This window comes from Azorhizobium oxalatiphilum (genome assembly GCF_014635325.1).
GTDB classification, from domain to species: Bacteria; Pseudomonadota; Alphaproteobacteria; order Rhizobiales; family Xanthobacteraceae; genus Azorhizobium; species Azorhizobium oxalatiphilum.
Genome location: NZ_BMCT01000002.1, coordinates 24,632 through 51,103 on the forward strand (window position 1 = coordinate 24,632; position 26,472 = coordinate 51,103).

The following is a 26,472-nucleotide window of genomic DNA, read 5'->3' on the forward strand; positions in this document are numbered from 1 at the left end:
GCTCGAGCGGGGCGTGATTTCGGGCCGTGGCTGTTCTCGTGCCCAGCCTTGCCTGCCCTCTCCCAACTGTCCCTTGCGAGGGAGCGTTGGGGAGGGGGCAGGGACGCGCCACTCGGTCTCAAACAGACGCTCAGCCATGAAGATCCGTCCGCGCGGTGAGCAGCGTTTCAGTCTGGCGGGCGAAGCGCACAGCGGAATGCACGCCGCCATTGGGGTGGATCACAGGCATGGACACCACCCGCCCCGCAGCGACGGCGGGCAAGGCGTTCCAGAACGGGCTGCGGGAGAGCCGGGCCATGGCGCGTGCCGTCTCGACACCGCGATCGAAATGGACGATGAGGGCTTCCGGCGCCGCCGCCAGTTCCTCAATGCCGATGGCCGCGACCCCGCTGGCGTTTCCGCGTCCGGTCCAGGCATTGGAAAGGCCCATGCGCACGGCGGCATCGCCGATCATGGAGCGGCTGCCGCACACCGCCGCGTGCCGGCCGTTCTCCATGAAGCGCAGGAAGAAGACCGGCCGCCGGATTTTTGTCCCCACGGCGTCCCGCGTGGCGGCCAAGGCCGCGTCCAGCTGGTTGTTGGCCGCGATGGCCGCCTCCTGACGCCCGGTGCGTTCGGCCAGCGAGATCAGCATCTGCTCAATGTAGGCGATGGGCGTCACGCCGGCTTTTGGCGGCGGCATCCACAGCACCTCGGCGATGCGAGTCAGCTCCTCCTGCCGGAACCCCTGCCACGCCATGCCGATGATGAGATCGGGCTTCAGCGATTGCAGCAGCTCGCGATTTGGCTCCTGCAAGGTGCCCACGTCCACGGTGGCGGCAGGCAGGGGCGGGGAGGCGACGAGGCGCTCGTAGAGGGGGATGTTGGCGCAGGCGAAGGGCGGTGCGCCGAGGGTAAGCAGCTGCTCGGCAACGAGCAGGTCGAGCGCCACCACGTGCAGGGCCGGCGCGGCGGTGCCCCGGACAGCAAGAAGGGGGGATGCGAGCATCCCCCCCAGAACAGCCCTGCGGCTCGGCCTCATGCGCTCACCAGCGATAGGTGAGCGTCGCGGAGACGGTGCGCGGCGAGCCGTAGCGGCAGCCGTCGGAGGCCACGCACACCAGATATTCCTCGCCGAACAAATTCTTGGCGTTGACCGCCAGAATGGCGCCCTTGAGGTTCGGATTGAAGGATTCCAGATCATAGCGGATCATGGCGTCCACCAGCGTGTAGCCCGGCACGGTCTGGCCCACGTCCGGCATGTTCATGTCGGACAGATACCGCACGCCGGCACCGACGCGCATGCCGCGCAGGCCCCAGTCGTCCAGCCCGTAATCCGCCCACAGACCCACCGCATTGTAGGGCACGAGCGCCTCGCGCTGGCCGATCTCGGTGGGATCGATGCTGTCGGTGATGCGGGCATCCGTATAGGCGTAGGAGGCCACGAGGTTGAGCTGGCCGTACTTGGCGTGGGCCTCGAACTCGAAGCCGCGCGAGCGCACCTCGCCGATCTGATACTGGTTGCCGCTGGCATCCAGCGTCAGCACATTGCTCTGGGTGATGTCATAGACCGCGCCGCTGAGCAGGATGTTGGAACCCGGCGGCTCGTAGCGCAGACCGCCCTCGTAGCCGAGCCCCTCGGTGGGCTTGAAGGCATCGCCGGTGATGGCATCCGCGCCCACCTGCGGCGCGAAGGACTGGCTGACGCTGACATAGGGCGCCAGCCCATTGTCGAACAGATAGACGAGGCCGGCGCGGCCGCTGAAGGCGGCGTCATCCTGCGTGGTGGTGCGGCGGGTACTGTAGGCCAGCGTCTCCGAGTTCGACCAGTCGTAGCGCCCGCCCAGCAGGACGACGAACTTGTCGTAGATCTTGATCTGATCCTGCAGATAGACGCCGAACTGTTCGCCGGTGCTGTCGGAACCGAAGTTGGCGCCGTAATTGATGGTCGGCAGCGCGGTCAGGTTGTTCGGCGTGCGGATGTTGAAGGTGTAATCGAGGCCGCTGCGGAAGCGGTCCGAGTCATAGGTGCGGTAGTAATAATCGAAGCCCGCCAGCACGGTATGGGCCACCGGGCCGGTCTGGAACTTCATTTCGAGATTGGTGTCGGCGGCGATGCCGGTAGACGTCTCTTCGCGGTCGCTGGCGCGGCGCACCAGCGTGCCGTTGCCGAGCAGCCCGCCCCACTGCATGTAGTCCCACGTCACGTCCGCCTGGTAGTAGCGCATCGTGTTGTGTAGCTTGATGCCGTTGTCGAACTCGTGGTCGAAGATGTAGCCGGCGCTGTAGGTGTCGGAGATGTAGGTGTCGTAATTGGCGTTGCCGATGAACAGCTTCTGCGGCAGGCCGTAATCTTTCACTGCCGAATAGGGGATCGGCGCCGCGAACTTGGTGTCGATGCGCTGGTAGTTGGCGAGGATGGTGAGCGAGGTGTCCTCGTTCTTCCAGGTGAAGGCGGGCGCCACATAGATGCGGTCGTCATTCACATAATCGACCGAGGTGTCCGCCTCGCGCACCAGCGCGGTGAGGCGATAGGCCATGTTGGACGAGCCGGCGACCGGCCCGCTCAGATCGGCCGAGAGCTGGCGCTTGTCATAGCTGCCGATCTCAAGATTGACCTCGTTGACCGGCGTGAAGGTGGGCCGCTTGGACACCGCATTCACCACGCCGCCGGGGCTGAGCTGGCCGTAGAGGATGGACGAGGGGCCACGCAGGATCTCGATGCGCTCCAGGCCATAGGGCTCCTGCCCGCCGTCATAGACGTTGGACTGGTACTTCAGGCCGTCGCGCAGCATGCCCGTATTGCCGTTGGCGACGTTGAAGCCTCGGATGGTCAGATCGTCCACCATGCGGCTGAAGGCGGGGGCCTGCGCGATGACGCCGGGCGTGTACTGGATCGCCTCGGTGATGGTGGTGGAATTGGTGTCGCGGATCAGATCGCTGGTGACGACCGAGATGGACTGCGGCGTCTCGATGATCGGCACCGCCATCTTGGAGGCGGTGGCGCTGGACGTCGCCAGATAGCCGTCCACGTGCGCGGTGGGGTTCTGGGTGCCGGTCACGGTGACGGTGTCGAGCAGGATGCCGCCCGCGCCCTCGCCATTGCGCACGGCGGTGGGGGCGATCAGCGTCGCCGTCACCGGACCTGTGAGGTTCACGCGGATGCCGGTGCCCGCCAGCATGGCGGTGAGCGCATCCAGCGGTGCATAGCTGCCGGACACGGGGCGCGAGCGCAGGCCCTCCACGAGGTTGGAGGAATAGCCCACCTGCCAGCCGGTGGCGCGGATGAAGGCGTCGATGGCATTGGGCAGCGGCTGGGCGGGAATGGAGAGGCTCAGCGCCTGCGTACGCGCCGCGACCGCCGACTGCGCCAGAGCGGGCGCAGGCACGAGCGGGCCGGCGAGGCAGAGCGCGGTCGAGGCGCAGAGCCAGCGCGCCCATCCAGAAAGTGCCGGAGCCTTGCCCGTGTCGCGCACACCCGTCCCAGCCATCGCCACCAATCCCATCACATGTCACAGGGGGAGCGCTTTCGTGCTCCGATGAGGCTGAGACGTATGGGGGGAGGGCACCTCACAAAAAATTCCGCCTCCTTCCCGTAGATTGGAGGCGTTCAAGGGTGCGCGACGGCTTCAGCGCAGGATGATCAGGCCGCCGGGCAGGACATCCATGCGCGCGCCCATGGCCTCAGCCAGCGAGCGCACGATGAGTGCGGGATCATCGAGCCGGTAGCTGCCGCTTACTTCCCGATCGAGCAGCCCGTCGGCCATGACGAGGATGGTGCCGTCATGATAGCGGCCTACGTCCTCAAGCACCGCGCCGAGCCGCCGCTTGCTGAAGCTGAGGCGGCCGTCCATCCAGGCCAGCTGGCGGGCGGTGTCCACCTGCTGGACGGCGGAGAGGCCGCCATCCCCCACCGACACCATGTCACCCGGCACCAGATGCGCGGCCGGCTGGGCGCCGGCCAGCGGGCGCACGGCCACGGCGCCGCGCGCGAGCACCACATCGTCCGCCCGCGCGCCGGCCCGCACCGCGAAGGCGGTGCCCGTCACCCGCACCTCGCCATAGCGGCCGTCCACCAGGAAGGGATGGGCGGTGTCGTGCACCACGTCGAAGAAGGCTTCGCCCTGAAGCAGGCGCACGGTCCGGCGGCCATTGGAGAAATCCAGCGCGACCGCCGAGGCGGCATCCAGCGTCATGCGCGAGCCATCGGGCAGCGTGATGTCGCGGCGCTCGGCCGTGGTGGTGGTGTAGTCGGCCCGCATGTGCAGCAGGAGGCCCGGCCCGTAGAGCGCGCCGGCCACCAGCAGCAGGACGGCAGCGGCGGCGGAGGCCCAGCCGAGCACGGCACGATGGGGGCGCTGCGCCACGGCCGTCTCGCGCCGGCGCACGGCGGTGGCGAACTCCGGCATGCCCCACATGGCGGCGATGCGCCGGAAGGCGGCGTCATTCTCCGGCTGCCGGCGCCAGCGCTCGAATTGCGCGCGCGCATCGGGCGGCACGTCCCCCGACTGGAGCAGGGTAAACCAGTCCAGCGCGGCCTGATGGGCCGTGCCGGCCCCCCCGCCCGAGATGCGTTCGCCTGTAGTCCGATCGTTCACGTGAGAGTCCCGGCTGGATGGCCCTGCATATCTGAGAATAAGACGATGCAGCACCCCCGATCACACAACGCAGGATGCAAAGACATGGCGCTAGCCCTCTTCGAGACGCATCAGCGCATCGAAGCATTGGGCGAGGGCGGCGCGGATATCGTTGTAGACGGTGTTGGGCGAGACCCCGAGATGGGCGGCGATGCGGGGATAGCTCCAGCCATGCAGACGGTTGAGGATGACCGCCTGCTGCGCCCGTACGGGCGCGCCGGCAAGCGCGCGCTCGAACGCCTTGAGGCGTTCCATGTCGATGACGCGCTGCTCGGTGGAGACGGCGGTGTCGGCGATCTCCGCGATCTCGCCGGCCTCCGAGGGGCGCACTTCCACATTCCGGCGGGTGCGCTCACGCCGCAGATGATCGAGCGCGAGATTACGCGCCGTCTGGTAGAGAAAGGCCTGCACATGGGCTATGGGGCGCTCGCGCACCGCATGCACGGTGCGCAGATAGCTTTCCTGCACCAGATCCTCGGCGGTCTGCCGGCAGCCGACCAGCCGGAACACGCGCCCGATGAGCGAAGCGCGCTGGTCCAGGAAGATCGTATCGAGGGAGGTGGCCATGGCTGCCCGGCCGATCGCGGCGCTCAAGTCACGCAGGGCGCGACCGTGAAGATCATCGGGAACCGCGCGGCCGCTTCACGGCGACGACGGAGCCCGACCCGGCCATTAGCCCAGCGTCGCATAGCTCGCAATGGCTATGATTTTGAGCGATTTCAATCAAGCCGCGCAGATGCGGGGCGGGCGCCTGTCGCCATCCCCGCAGCGCTGGTCCCTCACCGCACCAGACGGAAGCCGCCACCGGCGATCTCTGCGGCGATCTGCGCCGGCAACTGTTCTTCCCAGCCGAGATAGGTGTGCATGGCCTGCGGATTGCCGTCGTGGCGATCGTGCGCCCAGAACAGATAGTCGATGCGGGCGGTGTCCGGCGGAACGGAGGGGCTGGCCTCCACCGGCAGTCCGGCCTCGCGCCATGCGGACACGCCGCCCGCGACCGAGACGATGCGCGCCTTCGACACCTCCCGCAGATCGACGGCGGCAAGTGCCGCGACGGCCGGATCCTGCGCGAACAGGACGATGACCGGCGCCGACGTCACCTCCTGCGGCAAGGCCGAGAGGCGGGGGCGGATGGTCCAGAGCGCACCGGCGGCGTGTTCCGTCCGGAAGGCCGCGCTGGCGTCGAGGGAGAGCGCCCGCCCGCCCTCGGTCAGCAGGGCGGCGGCCTCGATGGGCGACACCTGTTCCAGTGCCGGCGCCTGCCCTTCGCCGGGCACCGGTTGTGGCAGTGCGGGCACGCCGTCATGCACATGCACGTCCTCGCCGATCTGGATCAGCCAGTGGGCGGTCAGGCGGGCGCGCACGCCGTCGTCGTCGAACAGGACGATGCGGGCGCGCTGCACGCCCACCCAGCGGTCGAGCGCCTGCACCAGCTGTCCGCCCGGCGCGGCGATGGCCCCCGGCACGGGCCGGGCCGCACGGGCCGGGGTATCGCGCAGGTCAAACAGGAAGGTGGTGCGGTGGTCGCGTTCCGCGCCGAGCCATGCGGCCAGCGTCGGCGTTTCCACCAGCGGGACGCCGTAGCGCACGCGCACGGCCTCCGCGCGGGCCTGCGCCTGTGGCGCGGGTTCGGCGGGCGCGCGGGCATCGGCGCCGGAAGCCAGCTCCAGCCCGGCAAGGCGCCAGCCCTGCGTGCCGCCCTTCAGCACCTGCACCCGGTTCGGCACCCCCGCATCGATGAGCGACTGGGCACCGATGATGCCGCGCGTGCGCCCGGCGCAGGAGATCACCACCCGCTGCTCCGGCGAGGTGACGAAACGGTCGAAGTTCAGGACCAGATCGGCGCCCGGGCAACTGATCGCGCCCGGCACATGGAAGCGGGCGAATTCCTCCGGTGTCCGGCTGTCCAGCACGACGAGATCAGCGCCTTCCGCCTTCAGGCGGGCGAGATCCTGCGCATCGATGGCCGGCGTGTGAAAGGCATGCTCCACCACTTCCGCGAAGGCCTTGAAGCGACTGTTGGTGCTCTTGTAGACCTCGTATCCGGCCGCCACCCAGGCCGGCACGCCGCCCGCCAGCACCGAGACATCGCCATAGCCGATCGCCGCGAGGCGGTGCGCGGCCCGTGCGGCCACGCCGTCGCCGTCGTCGAGGAGGACCACGCGCGCGGAGCGGCGCGGCGCGAGGGCGGGCACGTCCAGTTCCAGCCGGCTATAGGGGGCATTGATCGCGTGGAAGAGATGGCCCTCGCCGAACTGTCCTTCCTCGCGCACGTCGAGCACGGCGATCTCGCCGTCTCCCGCCAGCAGGTCGCGCAGCAATTGCGGGTCGATGAGCCGGGTGCCGGGCGTGGTGGCGGAGACTGCGATGGTCATGCGTGGATGTCCTTGTCTAGGGCTGCCGTGTCCCCCGCGTGTTGTCCGCCACCGGAATGGCGACTGGCGATCCGCCAGCGCCAGCGGAACGGAGGGTGGCTACGTCGGCTCAGAGCCGCAGGCCCGCCTGCTTCAGCAGCGGCAGCACCGCCTCGCCGAAGAAGTCGAGATCCGGCTGGAAATCGAAGAAGGCGACCTGGATGCCGTCGATCCCGGTCTGCTTGAGGCGGATGATCTTCTCGGCCACCTGCTCGGGGGAGCCGATGATCTGGATGTTGCCGCCGAGCACGCGGTGCTCGCCCTTGTGGTTCTTCCACGCCTGACTGTCGCCCGCCGCATGATGGGCCATGAAACCCTGCACGGCCTCGGTGTCGGCATGGGCGATGATGGCGGCGTGATACGCCCTGGCTTCTTTCTCGGTCGGCCGGCAGACGATCATGGGATTGATCAGTGCCCGGATTTCGCGGCCCGCCGCCCGCGCACGGGCCTTCAGGTTCGCCACATGGGCGGGGAGGGCGGCCAGCGCGGCCTCGATCTCCGCGCCCGCCGGGCTGGTGATGAAGACGAGATCGGAATGGCGCGCGGCATAGTCGAAGCCGGCGGCAGATCCCGTGGCATTGACGAGGACGGGCCGGCCATATTTCGGCCGGGGCGAGACGAAAGCCTCTTCCAGCTTCCAGTACCGGCCGTCGATGGTGACGTTCTCGTTCGACGACCACAGCCGCTCGACGATGCCGACGAACTCGTCCGCGCGGGCGTAGCGCTCGTCGTGCTCGATCTGGGTGGTGCCGAACATGCGCGGCTCGCGCGGGGCGTAGCCTGTCACCATGTTGATGCCGAAGCGCCCGCCCGAGACATGGTCCAGCGTGGCCGAGAATTTGGCCAGATGCAGCGGGTGCCACGGCCCGTAGAGCACGTGGATGGTGGAGATGAGCAGGATGCGGCTGGTGAGCGAGGACAGCGCCGCCACCGTCACGAACGGGTCGATGGTCTGCTCGCGATACTTGAGGGCGCCGCCATAGCCGTCCTTGCCGATCCACTGGGCGAGGCCGAAGGCGAGGTCGAAGCCGAGCGCCTCGGCCTTCAGGGTCAGCGCCTTGTTGTAGTCGAAGCTCCAGTCGGTGGTGCGCGGCAGGGTGGAGGGCGACCAGCCGCCGTTCTGGATCGGCAGGAACAGGCCGAGCAGCAGCGGCTGCCTGAGCGCCTGCGCCAGCGGGCTGTCGGGGAAATCGGCGGGAGAGGGCGTGAACCGTACGGTCATGGCGACTGCTCGAAACGGGGTGATTCAGCTAAGCCGTGAGATGGAACCGCGGCATCGGCGCGTTGCCTTGTGCGCCTCGCGGGATGCCGCGCGCGGAATTTGGTCTGGCAGGTCTCGAAGACGCCGGTTCCACACCCTCAGTCCCTCTCGTGTAGGACCGGGATTTTCATTTGTCGATAAAAAATATTAATTTAATTTATTTATGAGGCGCGGCCACTGGGCCGAGCGCTGTGCGATCCCGCCGCCGGAGCCAGCGCGCAGCTGGCCTAGGGCAATGATCTGACGAGCCTTTTCCGGTGTCGTGCGCCCGGACTGCGACGTCCGGGCGCACACGGGTTCAAGGCAGGCAAGCTGCCCGCGCAGCCGGCCTACGGAGCCGGGCTGCCGTGGATCTGGTAGATGGCGTTCACCTGCTCAACCACTTCCGGCGACAGCGTGATCTCGCTGGTGGCGAGATTCTCCTCCAACTGCGCGAGACTGGTGGCGCCGATGATGTTGGCGGTGACGAAGGGCCGGGACGTGACCCAGGCCAGCGCCAGCTGGACCGGCGTCAGCCCGCTGTCGGCGGCGAGCTTCAGATAGGCATCCACCGCTTCCGCCGTGCCCGGCTTCTCATAGCGCTGGGCGCGGTTGAACAGGGTGGTGCGGGCACCGGCCGGCCGCGCGCCATTCTGATACTTGCCGGTCAGATAGCCCTGTCCCAGCGGCGAATAGGCCAGCAGGCCCACCTGCTCCTGCTGCGCGAATTCCGCCAGTCCGGCCTCATAGGTGCGGTTCAGCAGGCTGTAGGCATTCTGGATCGAGACGATGCGCGGGCCGTTGCCGCGCTCGGCTTCCAGCAGGAATTTGTGGGCGCCCCATGCGGTCTCGTTGGACAGGCCCACGTGGCGCACCTTGCCGGCCTTCACCAGATCGTCGAGCACGGCGAGCGTGTCCTCGATGGGCACCACCGTGCCGTCACCCGCGCCGCGCGCCCGCGAGGTGTTGTCGTGGCCGAACAGGGGGACGGGCCGATCCGGCCAGTGCAACTGGTAGAGGTCGAGATAATCGGTCTTCAGGCGCCGCAGGGAGCCCTCGATGGCCGCCAGAATGTTGGCGCGGTCGAGCTTCGTGGTGGTCTGGCCGGGGCGCAGATAGGGATTGTCGCTGCGGCCGGCCACCTTGGAGGCGAGCACGATTTTATCGCGTCCGCCGCGCGCCTGCAGCCAGTTGCCGATGATGCGCTCCGTGGAGCCCTGCGTCTCCGCCCTGGGCGGGATGGAGTAGGTCTCGGCGGTGTCGATGAAATTGATGCCCCGGTCCAGCGCGAGGTCGAGCTGGGCATGGCCCTCCGCTTCGGTGTTCTGCTGGCCCCACGTCATGGTTCCGAGAGCGATGGACGAGACCTTGATGTCCGTGCGGCCGAGAGTGCGATACGCAACCATTGAGAACTCCAGAAGAGGGATGGGCAGATGAAGCGGGGACGGCCGATGCCGCGGTCGCGGGATGCAGAAGGCCGGAAAAGGGAAGACTGACGGCGGGGAGGCTTACACAACGGCCTCGGCAGGGGAATGCCGTAGCAGGCCGGGCGTCGGGTCGGGCAGGCTGCCGAGGCCGGGCACCGCTGTCAGCAAGTGATCAATAATAGACCACGCCCGGCTGGCCGCCGCCGACCGGGATGAAATCCCCCGTGATCGACACGCTGCGCGGGGAGGCGAGGAAGGCGATGACGTCGGCGATCTCGTCGGCATGGACCAGCCGCCCGAGGATGTTGGCCGCCCGGCGGCGCTCGGCATCTTCGAAGCTCACGCCGAGGCGCGCGGCTTCCTGTGCGAGCTGATGGTCGGTGGGCTCGGTGCGGGTCTGGCCCGGATGCACGCCCGTCACATTGATGCCGTGCGGCCCCAGTTCGTCCGCCAGATTCTTGGTCAGGGCCACCACGCTCACATTGCGAATGGTGCGGGTGATCGACAGGGTGGAGCGCGCGCCGAGGCCGCTGATGTTGATGATGCGGCCCCAGCCCTGCCGGATCATCAGCGGGCTGATGGCCCGCGCGGTGCGCAGATAGCCCACCAGCTTCACGTCGATGTCGCTGTAAAAATTCTCGTCCGTCGTGCCGGCGAGGCCGGGATGCCCCGCGCCCACCTGCTGGTTGGAGGCGGAATTGACGAGGATGTCGGCGCCGCCCAGTTCGTCCTCTGCCCGCTGCGCGAGGGCGCGGACCGCCGCATCGTCGCGGACATCGGTGGGGACGGGGATGGCCTTGACGCCATATTCGGCGGTGATCGCCTGCGCGGCAGCGGCCAGCACCTCCGCATCCCGCGCCGCCAGCACCAGATCCACGCCCTCGGCGGCGAGTGCCCGCGCGGCGGAGAGCCCGATGCCCTTGCTGCCGCCGGAGATGACGGCCCGTTTGCCCTTGAGTTGCAGGTCCATGGTGTCCTCGTGCCTCGCTGTTCGCGGCGCGGCGTGAGACCGCCGGACCGTTGATCCGGCTGGCGCTGAGAGCAGGGATGCCGCAGCCGGGGAGGGCGAAAGGAGCCTGCGGCGATCATTTTGTCAATTAAATCTATTGTATTAGTTTTATATGCAGTGCAGTCTTTGGACAACGCCCGTATCCGGGCACTCCGGTGCGCTGCTCACCCGGCCCCTTCCTTGCGAGCGTGGCCACACGCCGGCTCTCTCCGGTCGCCCGGCGCGGCCTTCCTGCTGTCTCCCATGTGGCGGTTTGCATGACGATCGATTCCCTTGCGGCCCCGTCCGCCGTGCCCCTTGCCTCCTCCGGATGGATTGCGCTGCGGCCGGCCGCCCGCAGCGCCGGATCTTCCGGCCGCTTCCGGGGCGCGGACGCGACGCGGCTGCTGCTGCCGGTCGGTCTGCTGCTGCTCTGGCAGGGGGCCTGCTCGTTCGGCTACATCGGCCCGCGCACGCTGGAATCCCCGCTGACCGTCGCCCGCACCCTCGTGGAACTGACGGTGTCGGGCGTGCTGTGGGAGAGCCTTGTCGCCTCGTTCAACCGCGCTTTCGCCGGCTTCGTGATCGGCGGCGGGCTGGGCCTGCTGCTGGGTATCATCGCCGGCCTGTCGCGGGCAGGCGAGCGCGCCTATGACGCGCTGCTGCAGATGCTGCGCATGGTGCCGTTTCTGGCGGTCATCCCTTTGTTCGTCATCTGGTTCGGCGTGGACGAGGAGCCGAAAATCCTCCTCATCGCGCTCGCGTGCATCTTTCCGGTCTATCTCAACACCTTCTCGGGCGTGCGCAATGTTGACCCCAAGCTCATCGAGGCCGCCACCGTCTTCGGCATGAGCCGCACCGCCATCGCGACCCAGATCGTCGCGCCCATGGCCTTGCCCTCCATCATGGTCGGCGTCCGCTATGCCATGGGCGTGGCGCTGCTGTCGCTGGTGGCCGCCGAGCAGGTGAATGCCACGTCCGGCATCGGCTATCTGGCGCTCAATCCGCGCGCTTCGCTGCGCACCGACATCATCCTCGGCGTGGTGCTGCTCTATTCCGTGCTCGGCCTGCTGGTCGATCTGCTCCTGCGCACGGCGCAGGGCTACCTGCTGCCGTGGCATCGCACGGTGATCGAGAAGGCACGCTGACATGCCCCCTGCCATCCTCTCCTTCCCGAAATCCGCTCCCCGCCCGCTCGCGGAGGATGCGGTCCGCCTGACGGGGGCGACCAAGGGCTTTGGACAGAAGACCCTGTTCGAGGGGCTCGCCCTCACCATCCGGCGCGGCGAGTTCGTCGCTCTGCTCGGCGCATCGGGCTCCGGCAAGACGACGCTGCTGCGCGTCCTGCTGGGCCTCGACAGTCTCGATGCCGGATCCGGCGAAGTCACCGCGCCGCGTGCCGCCGTCTTTCAGGAGCCGCGCCTCGTGCCTTCCCAGCGGGTGTGGCGCAATGTGCTGATGGGCGTGCCGCGCGCCCGGCAGAGCCGGCGGCTGGCGCTGGATGCGCTGTCGGAAGTCGGCCTCGGCGCCAGCGCGGATGCGTGGCCCGTCACCCTTTCCGGCGGCGAGGCGCAGCGGGTAGCGCTCGCCCGCGCGCTGGTGCTGGAGCCGGCGCTGCTGCTGCTGGACGAGCCGTTCGCGGCCCTCGATGCGCTGACCCGCCTGAAAATGCAGGATCTGGTCCGCCGCCTCTGCGACCGCCATACGCCGGGCACGCTGCTCGTGACCCATGACGTGGACGAGGCGGTGCGTCTTGCCGACCGCGTGCTGGTGCTGCGGGACCGGCGGATCACGCTGGACGCCACCGTGGGCGAGGCCCGCGAGGGCAGCACGCCCGCCGGCGCCCGCCTGCGCGCGCAGCTCTATTCCGAACTCGGCGTCGACACTTTCGTGCCGGGCGCGGCCGATCACGCGCCGCACGCGCCCGGCGGCGCGCAGGCCTGACCTTTCTTCCCCGAGATCCTCCCCCCGATCTTCCCTCAGACAAGGATATCGTGATGACTGCCCCGACCTTCCGTCTCTCCCGCCGCCGGGCGCTTGGCCTCGCGCTCGGCAGCATCGCGGCTGCCCATGCCGGCGCAGCGATCCGCCCGGCCGTGGCGGCCCCGCCGGTGGATCTCAATGGCGTGACGCTGCGCATCGGCATCTTCGAGGACGTCACCCGGGACGCCATCGAGGCCACCGATTTCCTGAAGGGCACGCCCTACAAGATCCAGTGGGCGCGCCTGAACGGCGCCGGCCCCACCGTGCAGGCGCTGGGCGGCAACGCCATCGACATTTCGTGGGGCCTCAGCGACACCGCGCCGGCGAAAGCCTCGTCGGAGGACCGCCAGAACTGGACGGCGGAGAACGCACCCCTGAAGGTGATCGCGCTGCTCAAGCCGATCGACTCGCAGAACTTCTCCAACTCCCTGATCGCCGCGCACAAGAGCACCGGCATCAAGTCGCTGGCCGACCTGAAGGGCAAGACCTATGCCTTCAACGAAGGCGGCAACATCCACGCGCTGGCGTTGCTGGGGCTGGCCAATGCCGGCTTGACGCTGAAGGACGTCCAGCCGCGCCTGCTGACCTATGACGCGACCTCGACAGCGCTGATCGCGGGTGCCGTCAATGCCGCTCCGGTGTCGCGGGCGCGCGTGGCCGATGCGCTCGCCGACGGCACGCTGGTGGAACTGGTGCGCGACATCGACGTGGGCTTTCCCGGCTATGTCTCGGTGACGGCGCGCACGGCAGCCCTGAACGATCCCAGGCTGGAAGCGGCCATCGGCGATTTCCTCGGTCGCCTCGCGCGCTATCTGCAATGGGCTTCCACTCGGCAGGAAGAGACCGCCAAATCCTATGTGAAGACGCAGCAGCTGAACGAAAAGGATGCGCTCTTCGCCGCGCGGAGCAAGACCGTCACGCTGATCCCGGTCAATCCGGGCAGCGAGGGCTATGACAAGGAGATCGTCGCCACCAGGCTGCTGGCGGAGGCGGGCTTCTATCCGCGCCCGGTGGACTTCGCCACAGTGATCGATGCCCGCTTCACCGACGCCATCGTGAGCGGCAACAAGGCGACCACGAACTGAGCATCGACTGTTCGGTGTCAGGGACAGCAGGCCGTGGGACGCGATCCGCATCCCACGGCCCTGTTCTTCCGGAGATCAGCGGCCGGGCGAAACCCGCTCCACCAGCGCGCGGGCCAGCGCATCCAGCGCGAAGCCGATGATGCCGATGACGAGAATGGTGGCCATCAGGTCCGGATAGGCGAGGCGGTCGCGGGCATCGAGGATGGAATAGCCGAGGCCGGCGGAGACACCGAGCATCTCGCAGGGCACCAGCACGATCCACGCGATGCCGATGGCCAGTCGCACGCCGGTGAGCACATGGCCAAGAACCGCCGGCAGGATGACGCGCGACAGCGTCTCCCAGCCCGTGGCGGCAAGGCTGCGCGAGAGCAGGAGCCATTGCGGATCGATCTGCCGCACGCCGGCCGCCGTGGACAGCAGGATGGGCCACACGGTGGCGAAGGCGAGCAGGAAATAGATGGGCGCATCGCCGACCCCGAGCACCATCACCGCGATGGGCATCCAGGACAGCGGCGAGATCATGCGCAGGAACTGGAAGGCGGGTGTGGTGGCCGCTTCCGCCTGCCGCGAGGCGCCCACCAGCAGGCCCACCGGCACCCCCACCGCCAGCGCGATGCCAAGCCCCACCAGCACCCGCTTGAGGCTGACGAAGATGTGCAGGGGCAAATCGGAATGGAACACCAGATCCCACAAGGCGGGGAGGGCTGTGGAGGGCGAGAATTTCTGTGCGAAGCTGCCCGGACGGGCGAGCACATCCGAACCGAGCCACCACAGCAGCAGCAGAATGACGAGGCCCACGCCGCCCAGAAGCAGGCGGCCCGCCCCCGAGGTGGTGCGGGCGGCTTTCCGGGGCGCGGTCATCGGCGGGCTGCGGGGCGGCTCGGTTCGTGCGTTCACGCGGAGATCACTTCCGTGCGGGTGAAGCTCTCGGGCAGGCCGAAGGCGGCAAGGCCGCCATTCTGCGCCAGCGCGGCCTTCACGAAGCGGTCGTCCACCAGATCCTTCGCGGCAAACGCCGGGTCCAGTGCATCGAGGAAGGCGCGGTTGCCTTCCACCAGCGTGCCCTTGAGGCGCGTCACCAGTTCCTCCGTGTAGCTGGGGAAGGGATAGGGCTGGAAGTCGATGCGCTTCTCGCGCCATTCCGGATTGCGGATGGCGCCGGAGGCCACATAGGCGCTCTCGTCAGACGGGGCGGGATCGAGCACGCGCCTGAGCACCTCGACGCTGTGCGGGGTGTATTTGTTGGGATTGTCCTTGGAGAGCAGTTCGGCCGTCTCGCCCCGGTTCGTACGGGTCCAGGCCTGCGCCTTTACCATGGCGTTGACCACCTTCTGCGACCATTCCGGGCGCTCGTTGAGGTCCTTCTCCTGCATGAAGACCACGCAGCAGGCATGGTCCTTCCACACATCGCCGGTGAAGCGCAGCACGCGGCCCACCTTCAGCACCTCGGCGGCGGCATTGAAGGGCTCGGCCACGATGTAACCCGCGATCTGGTTGGCGGCGAGCGCGGGCACCATGTCGGCGGGCGCCATGATGGCGAGGTTCACCTCGTTGGCGGCGGGCGCGCCGGTCTTCTTCGATACCGGCGTCAGGCCGTTCTCGCGCAGCAGGGTCTGCAGCACCACATTGTGGATCGAGTACCAGAAGGGGATGGCGACGGTCTTGCCGCCGAGATCCTTCACCGACTGGATGTCCGGGCCCACCGAGAGGCCCGAACCCGCCGTGTGGTTCCACGCCACCACCTTGGCCGGGGCCTTGCTGCCGTAGCGCGCCCACACGGTGATGGGCGAGAGCAGGTGCACCACGTTCACCTGCCCGGAGAGGAAGGCTTCCACGATCTGCGCCCAGCTGCGGAACAGCACCGGCTTCTCGGCCTTGAGGCCCTCGGCTTCATAAAAGCCCTTGCCGTGGGCCACGAGGAGCGGGGTTGCGTCGGTGATCGGCAGGTAGCCCACGCGCACCGGGGCGTCCGGCTCCTGCGCCCGCGCGGCACCCGCGCTGATGAAGGGCGCGGCGCCGGTGGCGGTGAGCAAAGCGGACAGCCGCATCACGTCGCGGCGCGAGAAGAAATCTTCGTTCATGGTGTTCCCCCGATCAATGGTCGCGAATGGCGGCCCGCAGCGTGGTCAGTATCTCCACGCGCAGGGCGCCGAGTTCCGCGAGAAAGGCCCCTCGCGGCTTGGGCAGTGCGATGCGCCACTGGCCGATCTCCCGCCCCGGCGTCCCGCCCAGCAGGATCACCCGGTCGGCCACCAGCAGCGCCTCGTCGATGTCATGGGTCACGAGCACGGCGGCGGTGCCGAAATCGGCCACCACCTTCAGCAGCAGATCCTGCATCTCGGCGCGCGTCACCTCGTCCAGCGCGCCGAACGGCTCGTCCAGCAGCAGCACCTGCGGCTTGCGGGCAAGGCAGCGGGCCAGCGCCGCGCGCTGCGCCATGCCGCCGGACAAGGCCGCCGGCTTGAGGCGGCGGGCGTGATCGAGGCCGACTTCCGCGATGGCGGTGTCCACGCGCTGGCGGCGCTCCTCCCGCGAGAGCTTCGGCTGGCGCTTGAAATCGAGTCCGAAGGCGACGTTGCGCTCCAGATCGAGCCAGGGCAGCAGGCCGGGGCTCTGGAAGGCCAGCGCAAGCCGGGGATGCACGGTGGTGACGGGAACGCCGTCCATGCTCACGCGCCCGCTGTCGGGCGGCTGGAGGCCGGCCAGAACGCGCAGCAGGCTGGACTTGCCGACGCCGGAGGGGCCGAGCAAAGCGACCACCTCACCGGCGGCAAGATCGAGCGAGAAGTCGGCCAGAACCGGCCGCTCCGCGCCGGCATAGCGCAGGAAGATGTCTTCGGCCGTGAGGGCGGACGCAGGCATGCTCATGCCGCGCTCTCGCGCTGCTTGGCGAGCGCGGATTTCAGCTGCACGAGGCTGGGGGTAATGACGGGAATGAAGGCGGCCTCGCGGTTGCGGCGGGCGAAGTCGCGGCCGGGGCCGGCCAGATAGGCCCGGCCGCCGAGCGCCTGAAGTTCGAGGCTGACCGCTTCGGCCACCACGTCCGCCAGCGCGATGCGCAGCTCGAACAGGCCGGAGGCATCGGCCTCGAAGCTGCGGGCGTTGAGGCCGGCCGTCAGCGCGTTGGTGGCGGCCTCCAGCCTCTGGGTGGCGGACTGGATGGGGGCGGCGAGGATGCCGCGTCCGGTGCCTGCCGCCAGCCGCGCCTCGTTTAGCGCCCGCCGGGCAAGACCGATGGACAGGCCGCATTGCAGGCCCACAAAGGCCGGGCGCACGCGCGGCAGCCATTCGCGGGCATTGGCGGAGATGATGCGGTCCGGCCCGATGGGCACCTGCTCAAGATCAAGCGCCGCCGTGCTGGTGGCGCGCAGGCCCATGAGTTCCAGATCGGGTGTGCGGGTGAGGCCGGCATCGTCATGGGCGAAGCTGGCGACGAAGCAGCCGCCGTCGGGTCCATCCACCGCCGCCGCCACGTGGAAGGCGGCGGAGCGCAGGTTCGTCACCCACGGCATCCTGCCATCGACGGCAAGGCCACCGCCTTCCGCCTGCGCGGTGAGCTGCATCGGCTCGATGCCGGCCAGGTGCTTCATGGCATTGGACAGGCCGGTGGCGCCCGCAAGGGAGCCGTCCAGCAAGGCTGGCATCAGGGCCTCGCGCAGGCCCGCATTGGGGCTCTGGAGCAGATACTCGATATAGGTCCGATGCCCCCACAGCACGAAGGCGGCGGCGAGCGAATGCGTCGCCGCCTCGGCCAGCACGGCGATGGCGTCAATGATCGTGCCCCCGCTGCCGCCGAGCGCCTGCGGCACGCCGATGGCGGGCAGGCCGGCCTGCGCCAGCCGGGGCAGGAGGTCCGGGGCGAGCGCCGTCTCGGTGTCGAGCGCGTGCGCCTGCGCGGCCAGCCAGCCGGCGCAGGCGGGGTCGAAATCCGTCGGGGCGGCGGGGGCGGGCGTGGTCATTCGGCGGCTGCCGTCTTGGACGCCGGCTCCCAGCGGAAGGCAGCCAACTGCTCGTTCAGCGGCGGCTGGCCGAGATTGTTAGCGAAGTTGCACAGCGTCGCGAGGCTGACGCCCAGCACCACCTCCAGCGCCTGCTGGTCGTCGAAGCCGGCGGCCTTGAAGGTGGCGAGAGCGGCGTCCGGCACCGCACCGCGATGGGCGATCACCGCCTCGGTGAAGCGCGCCACCGCATCCAGACGCGCATCCGGCACGGGCGCCTTTTCCCGCAGGGCTTCGATGGTCTCGCCCGGCAAGTTGGCCTTCTTCTGGGCGATGGCGGTGTGGCCGGCCACGCAGAAGCCGCAGCCATGGGTGGCGGCTGCGGTGATCTGGACCGCCTCCCGCTCGGGCAGGGTGAGGGAGGCCCGGCCATTGATCCCGGACACGGTCAGATAGGTCTCCAGGGCGACCGGCGCGTTCGCCAGCACGCGCAGAAGGTTCGGCAGAAAGCCGTTGTTCTTCTCGGCCGTCGCGAGCGCCTCGCGGGCAGCTTCCGGAGCGTCATCTGGGGTGCGAAGGGGCAGACGGGACATGTCATTCTCTCACGGCTGTTTCGGGTTCTGATATAAATCCGAAAAATTCTGTGACAAGTAACGTTCATTCCACATGGCTGCGTGAAATGCGTGTTGTGCGTGGCGGACACGTGAAATCGCCCCTTGGACGGCAGCCGGAAGTGAACGCGCGCATGGGTTCTCCGGCGAGTGCCATTAAACGACATTCAGAAATTGTTGTTTAAAATTAATTCCATAAAAATAGTTGACTAAGTTATCGGCGCGCTGCAAGAGGCGTTCACACCGACGCAAAGTGTGCGTCCCGTCGTCCCGCGATCTGCCTGTGCGAGGTCGCTGCGGTGTGCCCGGAGCTTTACCGAAATGTCCGTTCTTTCGCTGACCCGCCGCCAGATCCTCGCGGGCGCCGCCCTCTCGGTGGCCGCCCTCTCCGCCGGCGGCGCCTTCGCCGCCGATGGCACCCTCAAGATCGGCCTGCTGGCTCCGCTCACCGGCACCGGCGGCCCCTATGGCAAGGAAGAGGAGCAGGGCGCCAAAGCCGCCGCCGAGCTGATCAATGCCGCCGGCGGCGTGCTGGGCCGCAAGATCGAGATCGTGGTGGCCGATGACGAGAGCACCCCCACGGCGGGTGTCGCTGCTGCGCGCAAGCTCATCGACGTGGACCAGGTGGCCGCCATCACCGGCGTGTGGAGCAGCGCGGTGGCGCTGGCCGTGCGCCCCGTGGCGCTGGAGAAGGGCACCGCGCTGTTGGTCAACGGCTCGGCCGACGAGATCACGCAGGGCGACACCAAGGGGCTGGTGTGGCGCTTCCAGACCACCGGCAAGGCGTGGGGCAGCGCGTTTGCCCGCACGGTGAAGAAGGATGGCGCCAGGACCGCCTCGCTGCTGGTGCTCCAGACGCCCTTCACGCTGTCCACCGTCCAGCCCTTCATCGACCAGTTCAAGGCCGACGGCGGCGAGGTGCTGGACGTGATCTATTTCAACCCGAACCAGCCCTCCTACCGCACCGAGGTGGAGAAGGTGTTCGGGCGCAATCCCGATGCCGTGTTCGTGGCCAGCTACATCCCCGAGTTCAGCGCCATCGTGAAGGAGGTCTACCGCTCGGGCTATGCGTCCAAGCTCTATACCTTCAGCCATGCGGCCGACAGCCAGGGCAAGTTCGTGCAGAACGTGGGCAAGGCCGCCGCCGAGGGCGTCAACCATGTGCAGGCCGTGCCGGTTGGCAATTCGGAGGCCTACAAGCTCTATCTGAAGGGCACCGGCCAGCCGGCGGGCACCATCGTGCCGTTCGGCGCGGCGGTGTTCGACCAGATCATCGTGCTGGCGCTGGCCATCGAGAAGGCCAAGAGCGACAAGGCCGTGGACTTCGCCAGGCAGATCGCCTCCATCGCCAACGGCCCCGGCCCGGTGGTGGCCGATCCGGCCGAGGCGCTGAAGCTGATCCGCGCCGGCCAGCCCTTCCGCTACAGCGGGGCGACGGCGGACTTCAAGTTCACCGCCACCGGCGACCAGACCGATCTGGACTACGGCCATTTCCGCGTGCTCGACGGCACCAGCAAACTCGTCGGCACCACGAAGTGAGCCTGTCCGACGTGGTTCTGGCGGCGCATGGGGTCGGCGTCCGGTTCGGCGGCTTCACCGCCTTGCAGGACGCCAGCGTCGCCTTCCGGCGCGGCGCGATCACGGGGGTGGTGGGGCCGAACGGGGCGGGCAAGTCCACTTTGTTCAACATCCTGTCCGGCCGCGTCCGGCCCACCTCCGGCGCCGTGCTCTACAAGGGAGAGGACATCACCCGCCTGCCGGGCCATGCCCGTGCGCGCCGGGGGCTCACCCGTACGTTCCAGATTTCGCGCGAACTGGGCGGCCTCACCGTGTTGGAGAACCTGCTGCTGGCCACCCCGGGCCATCCCGGCGAGGGGCTCGTCGGCGGGCTGTTCGGTGGCCGGGCCGCACGGGCGGCGGAGGAGCAGGCGCGGGTGGATGCCCGCGGCCTGCTGGAGCGCGTGGGCCTGTGGCGGCTGGCGGATGCGTCCGCCAGCGCCTTGTCCGGCGGCCAGAAGAAGCTGCTGGAACTGTGCCGCGCCCTGATGCTGCGGCCGGAGATGATCCTGCTCGACGAGCCCGCCGCAGGCGTTAATCCCGTGCTCATCGGCGAGGTGGCGGATTTCATCCGCGTGCTGCAGAGCGAGGGCGTCAGCTTCGGCATCGTGGAGCACAATATGGACCTCATCGCCGCGCTCTGCGACCCGATCTATGTGCTGGCCGAGGGGCGGGTGCTGCTGGAAGGCAGCTTTGAGGCCATCTCCGCCAATGAGGCGGTGATCGAAGCCTATCTCGGGGGCGTCCATTGAGCGCATTCGAACTGGAGGCGGTGGTCGCCGGCTATGGCGGCCGCGCGGTGCTCCATGGCGTCAGCCTGTCCATTGCCGCCAACGGCAGCCTCGCGGTGGTGGGGCCGAACGGCTCCGGCAAGTCCACGCTCATGAAGACCGCCGTGGGGCTGGTGCGGCCGACCTCCGGCCGCGTCCTGCTCGAGGGCGGGGACGTCACCCGTCTCGATGCTCCCGGCCGGGCCAGGCGCGGGCTCGGCTATGTGCCGCAGGAGGCCAATGTCTTCCGCAACATGAGCGTGCGGGAGAATCTCAAGATCGGGCTGGAGTTCGTGCCGGGCCGCGTGCGCGCCTCCTTCGCGCAGCGCCTCTCCGCGATGCTGGAGCTGTTTCCCGAGCTTGAGCCGAAGCTCGGGACGCTGGCGGGCCATCTGTCCGGCGGCCAGCGGCAGATGGTGGCCATGGCGGCGGCGCTCATGCCGGCGCCGTCCTTCCTCGCGCTGGACGAACCTTCCGCCGGCCTCTCGCCGCGCAATGCGGCCCTGCTGTTCGAGGTCATCGGCCGCGTCGCCCGCTATGGCGTCACGCTGCTGATGATCGAGCAGAACACCCGCCTCGGCCTCGGCGCGGCGGACGAGGGCCTCGTGCTGGTGTCCGGCGAGGTGAAGGCGAAAGGCCCGGCCGCCGGCCTGCTGGACGATCCGCAGATGCGCAGCCTCTATCTGGGAAGCCGGTGATGGCCCAACTGCTGTTCAACGGGCTCGTCACGGGCCTGCTCATCGCGCTGCCGGCGCTCTCCCTGTCGCTGACCTTCAGCGTGCTGCGTTTCGCCAATTACGCCATCGGCGCGCAGATCACACTCGGCGCCTATGCGGTCTATCTGTTCAACGTGCCTTTGGGCTGGCCGCTGCTCCTCTCCACCGCCGCCGGCATGGTGCTGGCGGTTGCCGTCGGGTTGCTGGTGCAGGCTCTGGCCTATGAGCCGCTGCGGGCGCGCTCCTCGGTGACGCGGCTGGTGGCCTCCATCGGTGTCGCCCTGGCGCTGGAGAATGTGGTGCGTTTCTTCGCCGGCAATTCCCCGCGCGGCTATGGGGTGGAGATCGCCCGGCCGCTGCGGATCGCGGGCCTGCGCATCAATCAGGAGCAGATCACCATCATGCTGAGCGTGCTGGTGGCGCTGGTGCTGGTGTGGGTGGTGTTCCGCTTCACCCGCCTCGGTCGCGCCATGCGGGCGGTGGCGGATGATGCGGACCTTGCCGCCGTGCGTGGCATCCGGCGCGGCCGGGTGGTGGCCATGGTGTGGGTGCTCGCCAGTGCGCTGGCGACGCTGGCCGGGGTGCTCATCGGCCTCGATGCCACGCTGGATCCGCAGATGGGCTGGAACTATGTGCTGCCGGTGTTCACGGCGGCCATTCTGGGCGGCATCGCCAACCCCATGGCGGCGGTGGCGGGCGCGCTCACGCTCGGCATCGCCAGCGAACTGGCGACACTGGTGATGGCGCCGCACTATCGCGCCATCGTCGCCTTCCTCGTCATGGCGGTGCTGCTGCTGGTGCGGCCCTCCGGCCTGTTCGGCAAGCAGTGGGTGGCGAAATGATCTCCTATCTCATCGCCACCTCCGCCCTCGTCATCATCGCCGCCATTGCCGGGCTGGCGCTCAATCTGCAATGGGGGCTGGGCGGGCTGGTCAATTTCGGCCTGTTCGGCTTCTACATGCTGGGCGCCTATGTGTGCGGCCTGTTCTCCGTGTGGGGGGCGCCGCCGCTGGTCGCCATGGCCGGCGCCATCGTGCTGGTGGCGCTCGCCAGCGCGGCCACCAGCCTCATCTCCATCCGGCTGTCGGAGGATTATCTGGCCATCGTGACGCTGGGGTTCGCCGAATGCCTCAAGCTGTTCATCTCCTATGAGGAATGGCTGACCCGCGGCACGCTGGGCATTCCCGGCATCGTGCGCCCCTTCGCCGCTTACGTGCCGCAGGGCTATGGCGATGCGGCCTTCCTCGGCTTCGCCGTGCTGTGCCTCGTGGTGGTGTTCGCGGTGTTCGAGCGCGTCGCCCGCTCGCCCTTCGGCCGCCTGCTGCGGGCGAGCCGGGAGGACCCGGCGGTGGCCGACACCCTGGGCAAGAATGTGCTGGTGCTCAGGTTGAAGACATTCGCGCTGGGCGGGGCGGCGCTGGGCATCGCCGGCAGCCTGCATGCCTTCTATTACACCTATATCGACCCGACGCAGTTCGGCACCATCATCACCGCTTATGCCTTCATGGCGGTGGTGATTGGCGGGCGGGGCTCCAATGTGGGCGTGCTCATCGCCAGCTTCACGGTGATCGCGCTGCTGGAAGGCAGCCGCTTCCTGATCGATGTGTTTCCCGTGCTCGATGGCTCGCAGCTCGCCGCGCTGCGGCTGTTCCTTGTCGGCGCGGGTCTCGTCGCTATCCTGATCTTCAAACCCGATGGGCTGGTGCGCGAATATCGCCTGCGTGCCACCCGATCCTGAAACCGGAGCCTGCCATGTCGCGTGTTGCCCTGAAGACGCGGGAAGACCTGCCCGCCGAGCTGCATCCCTTGTGGGACCGCATGACCACCTATGGCGATTTCGCCGATCAGGCGGGCGCCATGGCCCAGCGCCTGCCGGTGTTCAAGCATGTGTGGTCGCTGCTCACCGATCTGTCGGACGAGGCGGTGCTCTCCAAGCGCCATCTGGAGCTGGCGTTGGTTACGGTTTCGCTGCTCAACCAGTGCAGCTATTGCGTGGCCCACCATGCGCCGAAGCTTGCCATTCAGGGCGTCTCGGAAGCCGGTGCGCAGCGGCTTCTGGACTATCAGGATCATCCGGAGCTGACTGAGGTGGATCGGCTGGTGGTGGAATACACCATCGCCGTGACCAACAACTGGAGCCGCACCCGCGACGAGATCTTCGTGCGGCTGAAGCGGCATTTCTCCGAGCCGCAGATCGTGGAGCTGACGTGGCGCATCGCCCTGTGCGGCGCCTTCAACCGCTTCAACGATGTGCTGCAGGTGGAGGTGCCGGAAGAGACGGTCCCCGCCGCCGCTGAGTGAGACGCCCGCCCGCCGCCCGGGCAGCGTTGAAGTCCCGGCGGATGCACGCAAGCGCGGCAGTTCGGCATAAGGCTGGTCACTTGATCCGATGATCTTGTTGATCAGCCTTTGTCCATGTCATCGGCTGCCCGCCTGTACCAAGGCGGGCAGCGCGTCTTGACCTTCAGGAGAGACCGTCTTCCTGGCGGGCGTCCGCAGTTCAGAAGTAGGCGGCGTTAGGCAACGGCGTGCCGTCGAGCACATGCTGGCCTATGGCGCGCGCCTTGTAGGACACCGGGTTGTGGGAGGCGATGGTGCGGATGTTGCGCCAATGCCGGTCGAGGCGCTGGCGCTGGGTGGCGGCGGATGCACCGCCGAGTTCGAACAGCTGGTTCGAGGCCCCGAGCGCCAGTTCGTCCACAATCACCTTGGCCTGCGCCGCCTCCAGCGAGGCACGCAGGAACAGCGCCTCGTCCGGCGTGCCGGCGGTGACGCTGTCATAGGCGGCGGCGAGGGCTTCCGCCGCGCGCTGGACGCTCGCCTCGGCCACATAGGCGACGCTCGCCAGCCGGCCGAGCGCCTGCTGGAGCAGGGGATCCTCCGCAGGGCGGGCGGCGGTGGCGTGGTAGAAGTTGCGGCCCCGGCCCAGCACCAGTGCGCTGGCATCCCGCACCACCGCGCGCAGGATGCCGGCGATGATGGTGGTGAGATAGAGCTGCGGGAAGGTGGCGTCATAGGGCAGGCGGCGATCCTCGGCGGCGATGTCGATCACCTCCTCCGGGCGCACCGGAACGTCGTCGAAGCGGGTCGCGCCGCTGGCGGTCTGCCGCTGGCCGATGCCGTCCCAGTCCTGCGCGATGGTGACGCCGTCGCGATCCGTGGGCACCACGGCATTCACACGCCGACCCTCGGGGGTCTGGGCGTTCACGACGATGAAGTCGGAATAGAAATTGCCGGTGCTGTAATATTTTGAGCCGCTGAGCCGGAAGCCGTCCCCATGCGGCGTCAGCAGCGTCTCGCCGCCGCCGGCCCCGATGTTCTGGATGCCGAGTTCGCTGGCACCGAGCCCGAACAGGCGGCCGGCGCGCGCGTCATCCAGCCAGCCCCGGTACTTGGCATTGTCCTGCGTGCGCAGGGCGCGCTCCACGAAGGCGAAGTGGTTGCGTAGGATGTGGGGCAGGTTGGAGTCCGCTTCCGCCAGCCGCAGCACGAGGCCGAACAACTGCGGCAGCGTGGCCCCGCCGCCTCCTTCCGCGCGGGGCAGCCGGAAGGCGCCGAGCCCGGCCCGGCGGATCGCCGCGATGGCGGCCTGCGTCGCCTCCACGTCCCGGTCCTGCGGCAGGGAATTGTCGCGCAGGGTATCGAGAAGGTCGTCCAGCGCCTGCGCGCCGGGGGCAAGGGGAAGCTGCGAGCTGGCCGGGAAACCGGGCGTGGCGATGTTCATGGGAGATCCTGACGTACGAAAGGGGAAGAGGCTCAGCGCGCGGCGGAGCGGAGCGGGGCGGGCCGAGCGGCGACGGGCACGCGCCGCTCGGGACGGGCGAGGCCGAGATGGTCGCGCAGGGTCGTGCCCTCGTAGCTCTCGCGGAAGATGCCGCGCCGGCGCAGCAGCGGCACCACGTGGTCCACGAAGGCTTCGAGGCCGGTTGCGATCACATCCGGCATCACGTTGAAGCCGGCCACCGCGCCGCTGGCGAACCATTCGGCGATGTTGTCGGCGATCTGCTCCGGCGTGCCGACGATGATGCGATGGCCGGTGCCGCCGCCCTGCGCGCGGATCAGCTGGCGCACCGTGAGATTGCCGCGTTCCGCCAGCGTGAGGGCACCGCGGAAGAAGGTCTGCATGCCGTCCACCGGCAGCGCGAGGTTGGCGGGCAGCGGCTTGTCCAGATCGAGACTGGCGGGGTCCACCTGAAGGATGCCGGCGAGGCGGCCGAGGCCGTATTCGATCGGCACCAGCTCCCACAGCTCCTCCTCGCGCCGGCGGGCTTCCGCCTCGGTGCCGCCGATGACGGTGACGAGGCCGGGGAAAATGCGGATGTCGTCCGGCCCGCGCCCGTACACGGCCGCGCGGGCGCGCAGGTCCCGGGCATAGTCGATGGCGTCGGGCAGGGAATGGGCGACCGAGAACACCGCATCCGCATGGGCGGCGGCAAAATCCTTGCCGTCGTCGGAGCCGCCGGCCTGCACCACCACGGGCCGGCCCTGCGGCGGGCGCGGCACGTTCAGCGGGCCGGCCACGGAGAAGTGCGGACCCTCGTGATCGATGGCGTGGACACGGGAGGTGTCGACGAAGCGGGCGCTGGCCTTGTCGCCCACCAGTGCATCGTCCTCCCAACTGTCCCAGAGGGCCTTCACCACGTCCGCGAATTCGGCGGCACGCTCGTAGCGGATGCGGTGGGGCAGGCGCTCCTTGAGGCCGAAGTTGCGCGCCGAGACGGGATCGGCGGTGGTGACGATGTTCAGCCCCGCCCGGCCGCCGCTGGCATGATCCAGCGAGGCGAAGCGGCGGGCGATGTTGTAGGGCTCGTTATAGGTGGAGGAGGCGGTGGCGATGAGGCCGATGTGCCGGGTGGCGGCGGCGATGGTCGCCAGCACGATGGTCGGCTCCAGCGACTGGAAGGGGCGATAGTCCGGCCGGTCCGACAGCGCCGGGAAGTCGGCGAGGAAGATGCTGTCGAAGGTGCCACGCTCGGCGAGCTGCGCCGTGCGGACATAATATTGCACGTCGGCGAAAGCCGATGGCGTGGAGGCCGGCCAGCGCCAGGCGGATGCGAAGGTGCCGGCGTTGAGGAAATTGAGATTGAGGTGGAGCTGCTTCTGGGCGCTCATGGTGTTCTCCTTGCG

At 68.6% G+C, this 26,472-nt stretch carries 24 protein-coding genes; 9 read left to right on the plus strand and 15 right to left on the minus strand.

The annotated features are described in order from the left end of the window. Positions 1-130 precede the first annotated feature (130 nt). The 8 genes from IEW24_RS08635 to IEW24_RS08670 form a co-directional block, all read right to left on the minus strand. The gene (locus tag IEW24_RS08635; protein WP_188577531.1) at positions 131-988 is read right to left on the minus strand and encodes an ABC transporter substrate-binding protein; all 858 of its coding nucleotides are present in this window, start codon (positions 986-988) and stop codon (positions 131-133) included. 37 nt (positions 989-1,025) lie between these two features. Beyond that, a complete protein-coding gene (locus tag IEW24_RS08640) occupies positions 1,026-3,470 on the minus strand; it encodes a TonB-dependent siderophore receptor (RefSeq protein WP_188577533.1) in 2,445 nt (814 codons plus the stop codon). A 138-nt stretch (positions 3,471-3,608) separates the two neighbouring features. Further along, positions 3,609-4,577, minus strand: a complete 969-nt coding sequence (locus IEW24_RS08645) for a FecR family protein (RefSeq protein WP_188577535.1) — start codon at positions 4,575-4,577, stop codon at positions 3,609-3,611. A gap of 90 nt (positions 4,578-4,667) precedes the next feature. Next, positions 4,668-5,183, minus strand: a complete 516-nt coding sequence (locus IEW24_RS08650; RefSeq protein WP_188577537.1) for an RNA polymerase sigma factor — start codon at positions 5,181-5,183, stop codon at positions 4,668-4,670. A gap of 212 nt (positions 5,184-5,395) precedes the next feature. Next, positions 5,396-6,991 carry a rhodanese-like domain-containing protein gene (locus IEW24_RS08655; RefSeq protein ID WP_188577539.1) on the minus strand — a complete coding sequence of 532 codons (1,596 nt, stop codon included), beginning with the start codon at positions 6,989-6,991 and terminating at the stop codon, positions 5,396-5,398. Between the two features lie 109 nt (positions 6,992-7,100). After that, positions 7,101-8,252 carry an LLM class flavin-dependent oxidoreductase gene (locus tag IEW24_RS08660; RefSeq protein ID WP_188577541.1) on the minus strand — a complete coding sequence of 384 codons (1,152 nt, stop codon included), beginning with the start codon at positions 8,250-8,252 and terminating at the stop codon, positions 7,101-7,103. 368 nt (positions 8,253-8,620) lie between these two features. Next, entirely contained in the window at positions 8,621-9,676 is a 1,056-nt protein-coding gene (locus tag IEW24_RS08665; RefSeq protein WP_188577543.1) for an aldo/keto reductase, read from the minus strand. A gap of 193 nt (positions 9,677-9,869) precedes the next feature. Further along, positions 9,870-10,667, minus strand: a complete 798-nt coding sequence (locus tag IEW24_RS08670; protein ID WP_188577545.1) for an SDR family NAD(P)-dependent oxidoreductase — start codon at positions 10,665-10,667, stop codon at positions 9,870-9,872. A gap of 296 nt (positions 10,668-10,963) precedes the next feature. Between IEW24_RS08670 and IEW24_RS08675 the strand changes: the two genes are divergently transcribed. From IEW24_RS08675 to IEW24_RS08685, 3 genes are read left to right on the plus strand one after another with little or no spacing between them, the layout of a single operon-like run. Next, entirely contained in the window at positions 10,964-11,833 is an 870-nt protein-coding gene (locus IEW24_RS08675) for an ABC transporter permease subunit (RefSeq protein WP_188577547.1), read from the plus strand. A 1-nt stretch (position 11,834) separates the two neighbouring features. Then, positions 11,835-12,629 (plus strand): ABC transporter ATP-binding protein, encoded by a 795-nt coding sequence (locus IEW24_RS08680; protein ID WP_188577549.1) that lies wholly within the window; start codon positions 11,835-11,837, stop codon positions 12,627-12,629. A gap of 53 nt (positions 12,630-12,682) precedes the next feature. Continuing rightward, on the plus strand, positions 12,683-13,753 hold the full coding sequence (locus IEW24_RS08685) for an ABC transporter substrate-binding protein (protein ID WP_188577551.1): 1,071 nt from the start codon (positions 12,683-12,685) through the stop codon (positions 13,751-13,753). Positions 13,754-13,828: 75 nt separating this feature from the next. Here the strand turns inward: IEW24_RS08685 and IEW24_RS08690 are convergent, their stop codons facing one another. The 5 genes from IEW24_RS08690 to IEW24_RS08710 are packed head-to-tail and all read right to left on the minus strand — an operon-like array spanning position 13,829 to position 18,284. Continuing rightward, positions 13,829-14,650: an ABC transporter permease gene (locus IEW24_RS08690; protein WP_244644264.1), complete on the minus strand. Its 822-nt coding sequence runs from the start codon at positions 14,648-14,650 to the stop codon at positions 13,829-13,831. Further along, positions 14,647-15,834 carry an ABC transporter substrate-binding protein gene (locus tag IEW24_RS08695; protein WP_188577553.1) on the minus strand — a complete coding sequence of 396 codons (1,188 nt, stop codon included), beginning with the start codon at positions 15,832-15,834 and terminating at the stop codon, positions 14,647-14,649. The genes IEW24_RS08690 and IEW24_RS08695 overlap by 4 nt, the downstream gene beginning before the upstream one ends. 13 nt (positions 15,835-15,847) lie before the next feature. After that, the gene (locus IEW24_RS08700; RefSeq protein WP_210324166.1) at positions 15,848-16,621 is read right to left on the minus strand and encodes an ABC transporter ATP-binding protein; all 774 of its coding nucleotides are present in this window, start codon (positions 16,619-16,621) and stop codon (positions 15,848-15,850) included. Further along, positions 16,618-17,712 carry an acyl-CoA dehydrogenase family protein gene (locus IEW24_RS08705; protein ID WP_188577555.1) on the minus strand — a complete coding sequence of 365 codons (1,095 nt, stop codon included), beginning with the start codon at positions 17,710-17,712 and terminating at the stop codon, positions 16,618-16,620. The genes IEW24_RS08700 and IEW24_RS08705 overlap by 4 nt, the downstream gene beginning before the upstream one ends. Further along, a complete protein-coding gene (locus IEW24_RS08710; protein ID WP_188577557.1) occupies positions 17,709-18,284 on the minus strand; it encodes a carboxymuconolactone decarboxylase family protein in 576 nt (191 codons plus the stop codon). The genes IEW24_RS08705 and IEW24_RS08710 overlap by 4 nt, the downstream gene beginning before the upstream one ends. Before the next feature lie 339 nt (positions 18,285-18,623). Here IEW24_RS08710 and IEW24_RS08715 point away from each other — a divergent pair, with 339 nt between their 5' ends. The 6 genes from IEW24_RS08715 to IEW24_RS08740 are packed head-to-tail and all read left to right on the plus strand — an operon-like array spanning position 18,624 to position 23,646. After that, the gene (locus IEW24_RS08715; protein WP_188577558.1) at positions 18,624-19,841 is read left to right on the plus strand and encodes an ABC transporter substrate-binding protein; all 1,218 of its coding nucleotides are present in this window, start codon (positions 18,624-18,626) and stop codon (positions 19,839-19,841) included. Beyond that, a complete protein-coding gene (locus tag IEW24_RS08720) occupies positions 19,838-20,611 on the plus strand; it encodes an ABC transporter ATP-binding protein (protein WP_188577560.1) in 774 nt (257 codons plus the stop codon). Before IEW24_RS08715 ends, IEW24_RS08720 begins: the two co-directional genes overlap by 4 nt. Then, a complete protein-coding gene (locus IEW24_RS08725; RefSeq protein WP_188577562.1) occupies positions 20,608-21,327 on the plus strand; it encodes an ABC transporter ATP-binding protein in 720 nt (239 codons plus the stop codon). The genes IEW24_RS08720 and IEW24_RS08725 overlap by 4 nt, the downstream gene beginning before the upstream one ends. After that, positions 21,327-22,187 carry a branched-chain amino acid ABC transporter permease gene (locus tag IEW24_RS08730; protein WP_188577564.1) on the plus strand — a complete coding sequence of 287 codons (861 nt, stop codon included), beginning with the start codon at positions 21,327-21,329 and terminating at the stop codon, positions 22,185-22,187. Before IEW24_RS08725 ends, IEW24_RS08730 begins: the two co-directional genes overlap by 1 nt. Continuing rightward, a complete protein-coding gene (locus tag IEW24_RS08735; protein ID WP_188577566.1) occupies positions 22,184-23,083 on the plus strand; it encodes a branched-chain amino acid ABC transporter permease in 900 nt (299 codons plus the stop codon). The genes IEW24_RS08730 and IEW24_RS08735 overlap by 4 nt, the downstream gene beginning before the upstream one ends. A 14-nt stretch (positions 23,084-23,097) precedes the next feature. Next, complete coding sequence (locus IEW24_RS08740; RefSeq protein ID WP_188577568.1) at positions 23,098-23,646, plus strand: carboxymuconolactone decarboxylase family protein; 549 nt, start codon at positions 23,098-23,100, stop codon at positions 23,644-23,646. A gap of 199 nt (positions 23,647-23,845) precedes the next feature. Here the strand turns inward: IEW24_RS08740 and IEW24_RS08745 are convergent, their stop codons facing one another. Together IEW24_RS08745 and IEW24_RS08750 are read right to left on the minus strand one after the other, a co-directional pair. Next, the gene (locus IEW24_RS08745; protein WP_188577569.1) at positions 23,846-25,069 is read right to left on the minus strand and encodes an acyl-CoA dehydrogenase family protein; all 1,224 of its coding nucleotides are present in this window, start codon (positions 25,067-25,069) and stop codon (positions 23,846-23,848) included. 32 nt (positions 25,070-25,101) lie between these two features. Further along, on the minus strand, positions 25,102-26,457 hold the full coding sequence (locus tag IEW24_RS08750) for an LLM class flavin-dependent oxidoreductase (protein WP_188577571.1): 1,356 nt from the start codon (positions 26,455-26,457) through the stop codon (positions 25,102-25,104). Positions 26,458-26,472 lie beyond the last annotated feature (15 nt).

Coding starts and splice junctions, on each gene's coding strand:
- IEW24_RS08635 (WP_188577531.1), bottom strand. CDS start 988: ATGCTCGCATCCCCCCTTCTTGCTGTCCGGGGCACCGCCGCGCCGGCC.
- IEW24_RS08640 (WP_188577533.1), bottom strand. CDS start 3,470: ATGGCTGGGACGGGTGTGCGCGACACGGGCAAGGCTCCGGCACTTTCT.
- IEW24_RS08650 (WP_188577537.1), bottom strand. CDS start 5,183: ATGGCCACCTCCCTCGATACGATCTTCCTGGACCAGCGCGCTTCGCTC.
- IEW24_RS08655 (WP_188577539.1), bottom strand. CDS start 6,991: ATGACCATCGCAGTCTCCGCCACCACGCCCGGCACCCGGCTCATCGAC.
- IEW24_RS08660 (WP_188577541.1), bottom strand. CDS start 8,252: ATGACCGTACGGTTCACGCCCTCTCCCGCCGATTTCCCCGACAGCCCG.
- IEW24_RS08665 (WP_188577543.1), bottom strand. CDS start 9,676: ATGGTTGCGTATCGCACTCTCGGCCGCACGGACATCAAGGTCTCGTCC.
- IEW24_RS08670 (WP_188577545.1), bottom strand. CDS start 10,667: ATGGACCTGCAACTCAAGGGCAAACGGGCCGTCATCTCCGGCGGCAGC.
- IEW24_RS08675 (WP_188577547.1), top strand. CDS start 10,964: ATGACGATCGATTCCCTTGCGGCCCCGTCCGCCGTGCCCCTTGCCTCC.
- IEW24_RS08680 (WP_188577549.1), top strand. CDS start 11,835: ATGCCCCCTGCCATCCTCTCCTTCCCGAAATCCGCTCCCCGCCCGCTC.
- IEW24_RS08685 (WP_188577551.1), top strand. CDS start 12,683: ATGACTGCCCCGACCTTCCGTCTCTCCCGCCGCCGGGCGCTTGGCCTC.
- IEW24_RS08695 (WP_188577553.1), bottom strand. CDS start 15,834: ATGAACGAAGATTTCTTCTCGCGCCGCGACGTGATGCGGCTGTCCGCT.
- IEW24_RS08700 (WP_210324166.1), bottom strand. CDS start 16,621: ATGAGCATGCCTGCGTCCGCCCTCACGGCCGAAGACATCTTCCTGCGC.
- IEW24_RS08705 (WP_188577555.1), bottom strand. CDS start 17,712: ATGACCACGCCCGCCCCCGCCGCCCCGACGGATTTCGACCCCGCCTGC.
- IEW24_RS08710 (WP_188577557.1), bottom strand. CDS start 18,284: ATGTCCCGTCTGCCCCTTCGCACCCCAGATGACGCTCCGGAAGCTGCC.
- IEW24_RS08715 (WP_188577558.1), top strand. CDS start 18,624: ATGTCCGTTCTTTCGCTGACCCGCCGCCAGATCCTCGCGGGCGCCGCC.
- IEW24_RS08730 (WP_188577564.1), top strand. CDS start 21,327: ATGGCCCAACTGCTGTTCAACGGGCTCGTCACGGGCCTGCTCATCGCG.
- IEW24_RS08735 (WP_188577566.1), top strand. CDS start 22,184: ATGATCTCCTATCTCATCGCCACCTCCGCCCTCGTCATCATCGCCGCC.
- IEW24_RS08740 (WP_188577568.1), top strand. CDS start 23,098: ATGTCGCGTGTTGCCCTGAAGACGCGGGAAGACCTGCCCGCCGAGCTG.
- IEW24_RS08745 (WP_188577569.1), bottom strand. CDS start 25,069: ATGAACATCGCCACGCCCGGTTTCCCGGCCAGCTCGCAGCTTCCCCTT.
- IEW24_RS08750 (WP_188577571.1), bottom strand. CDS start 26,457: ATGAGCGCCCAGAAGCAGCTCCACCTCAATCTCAATTTCCTCAACGCC.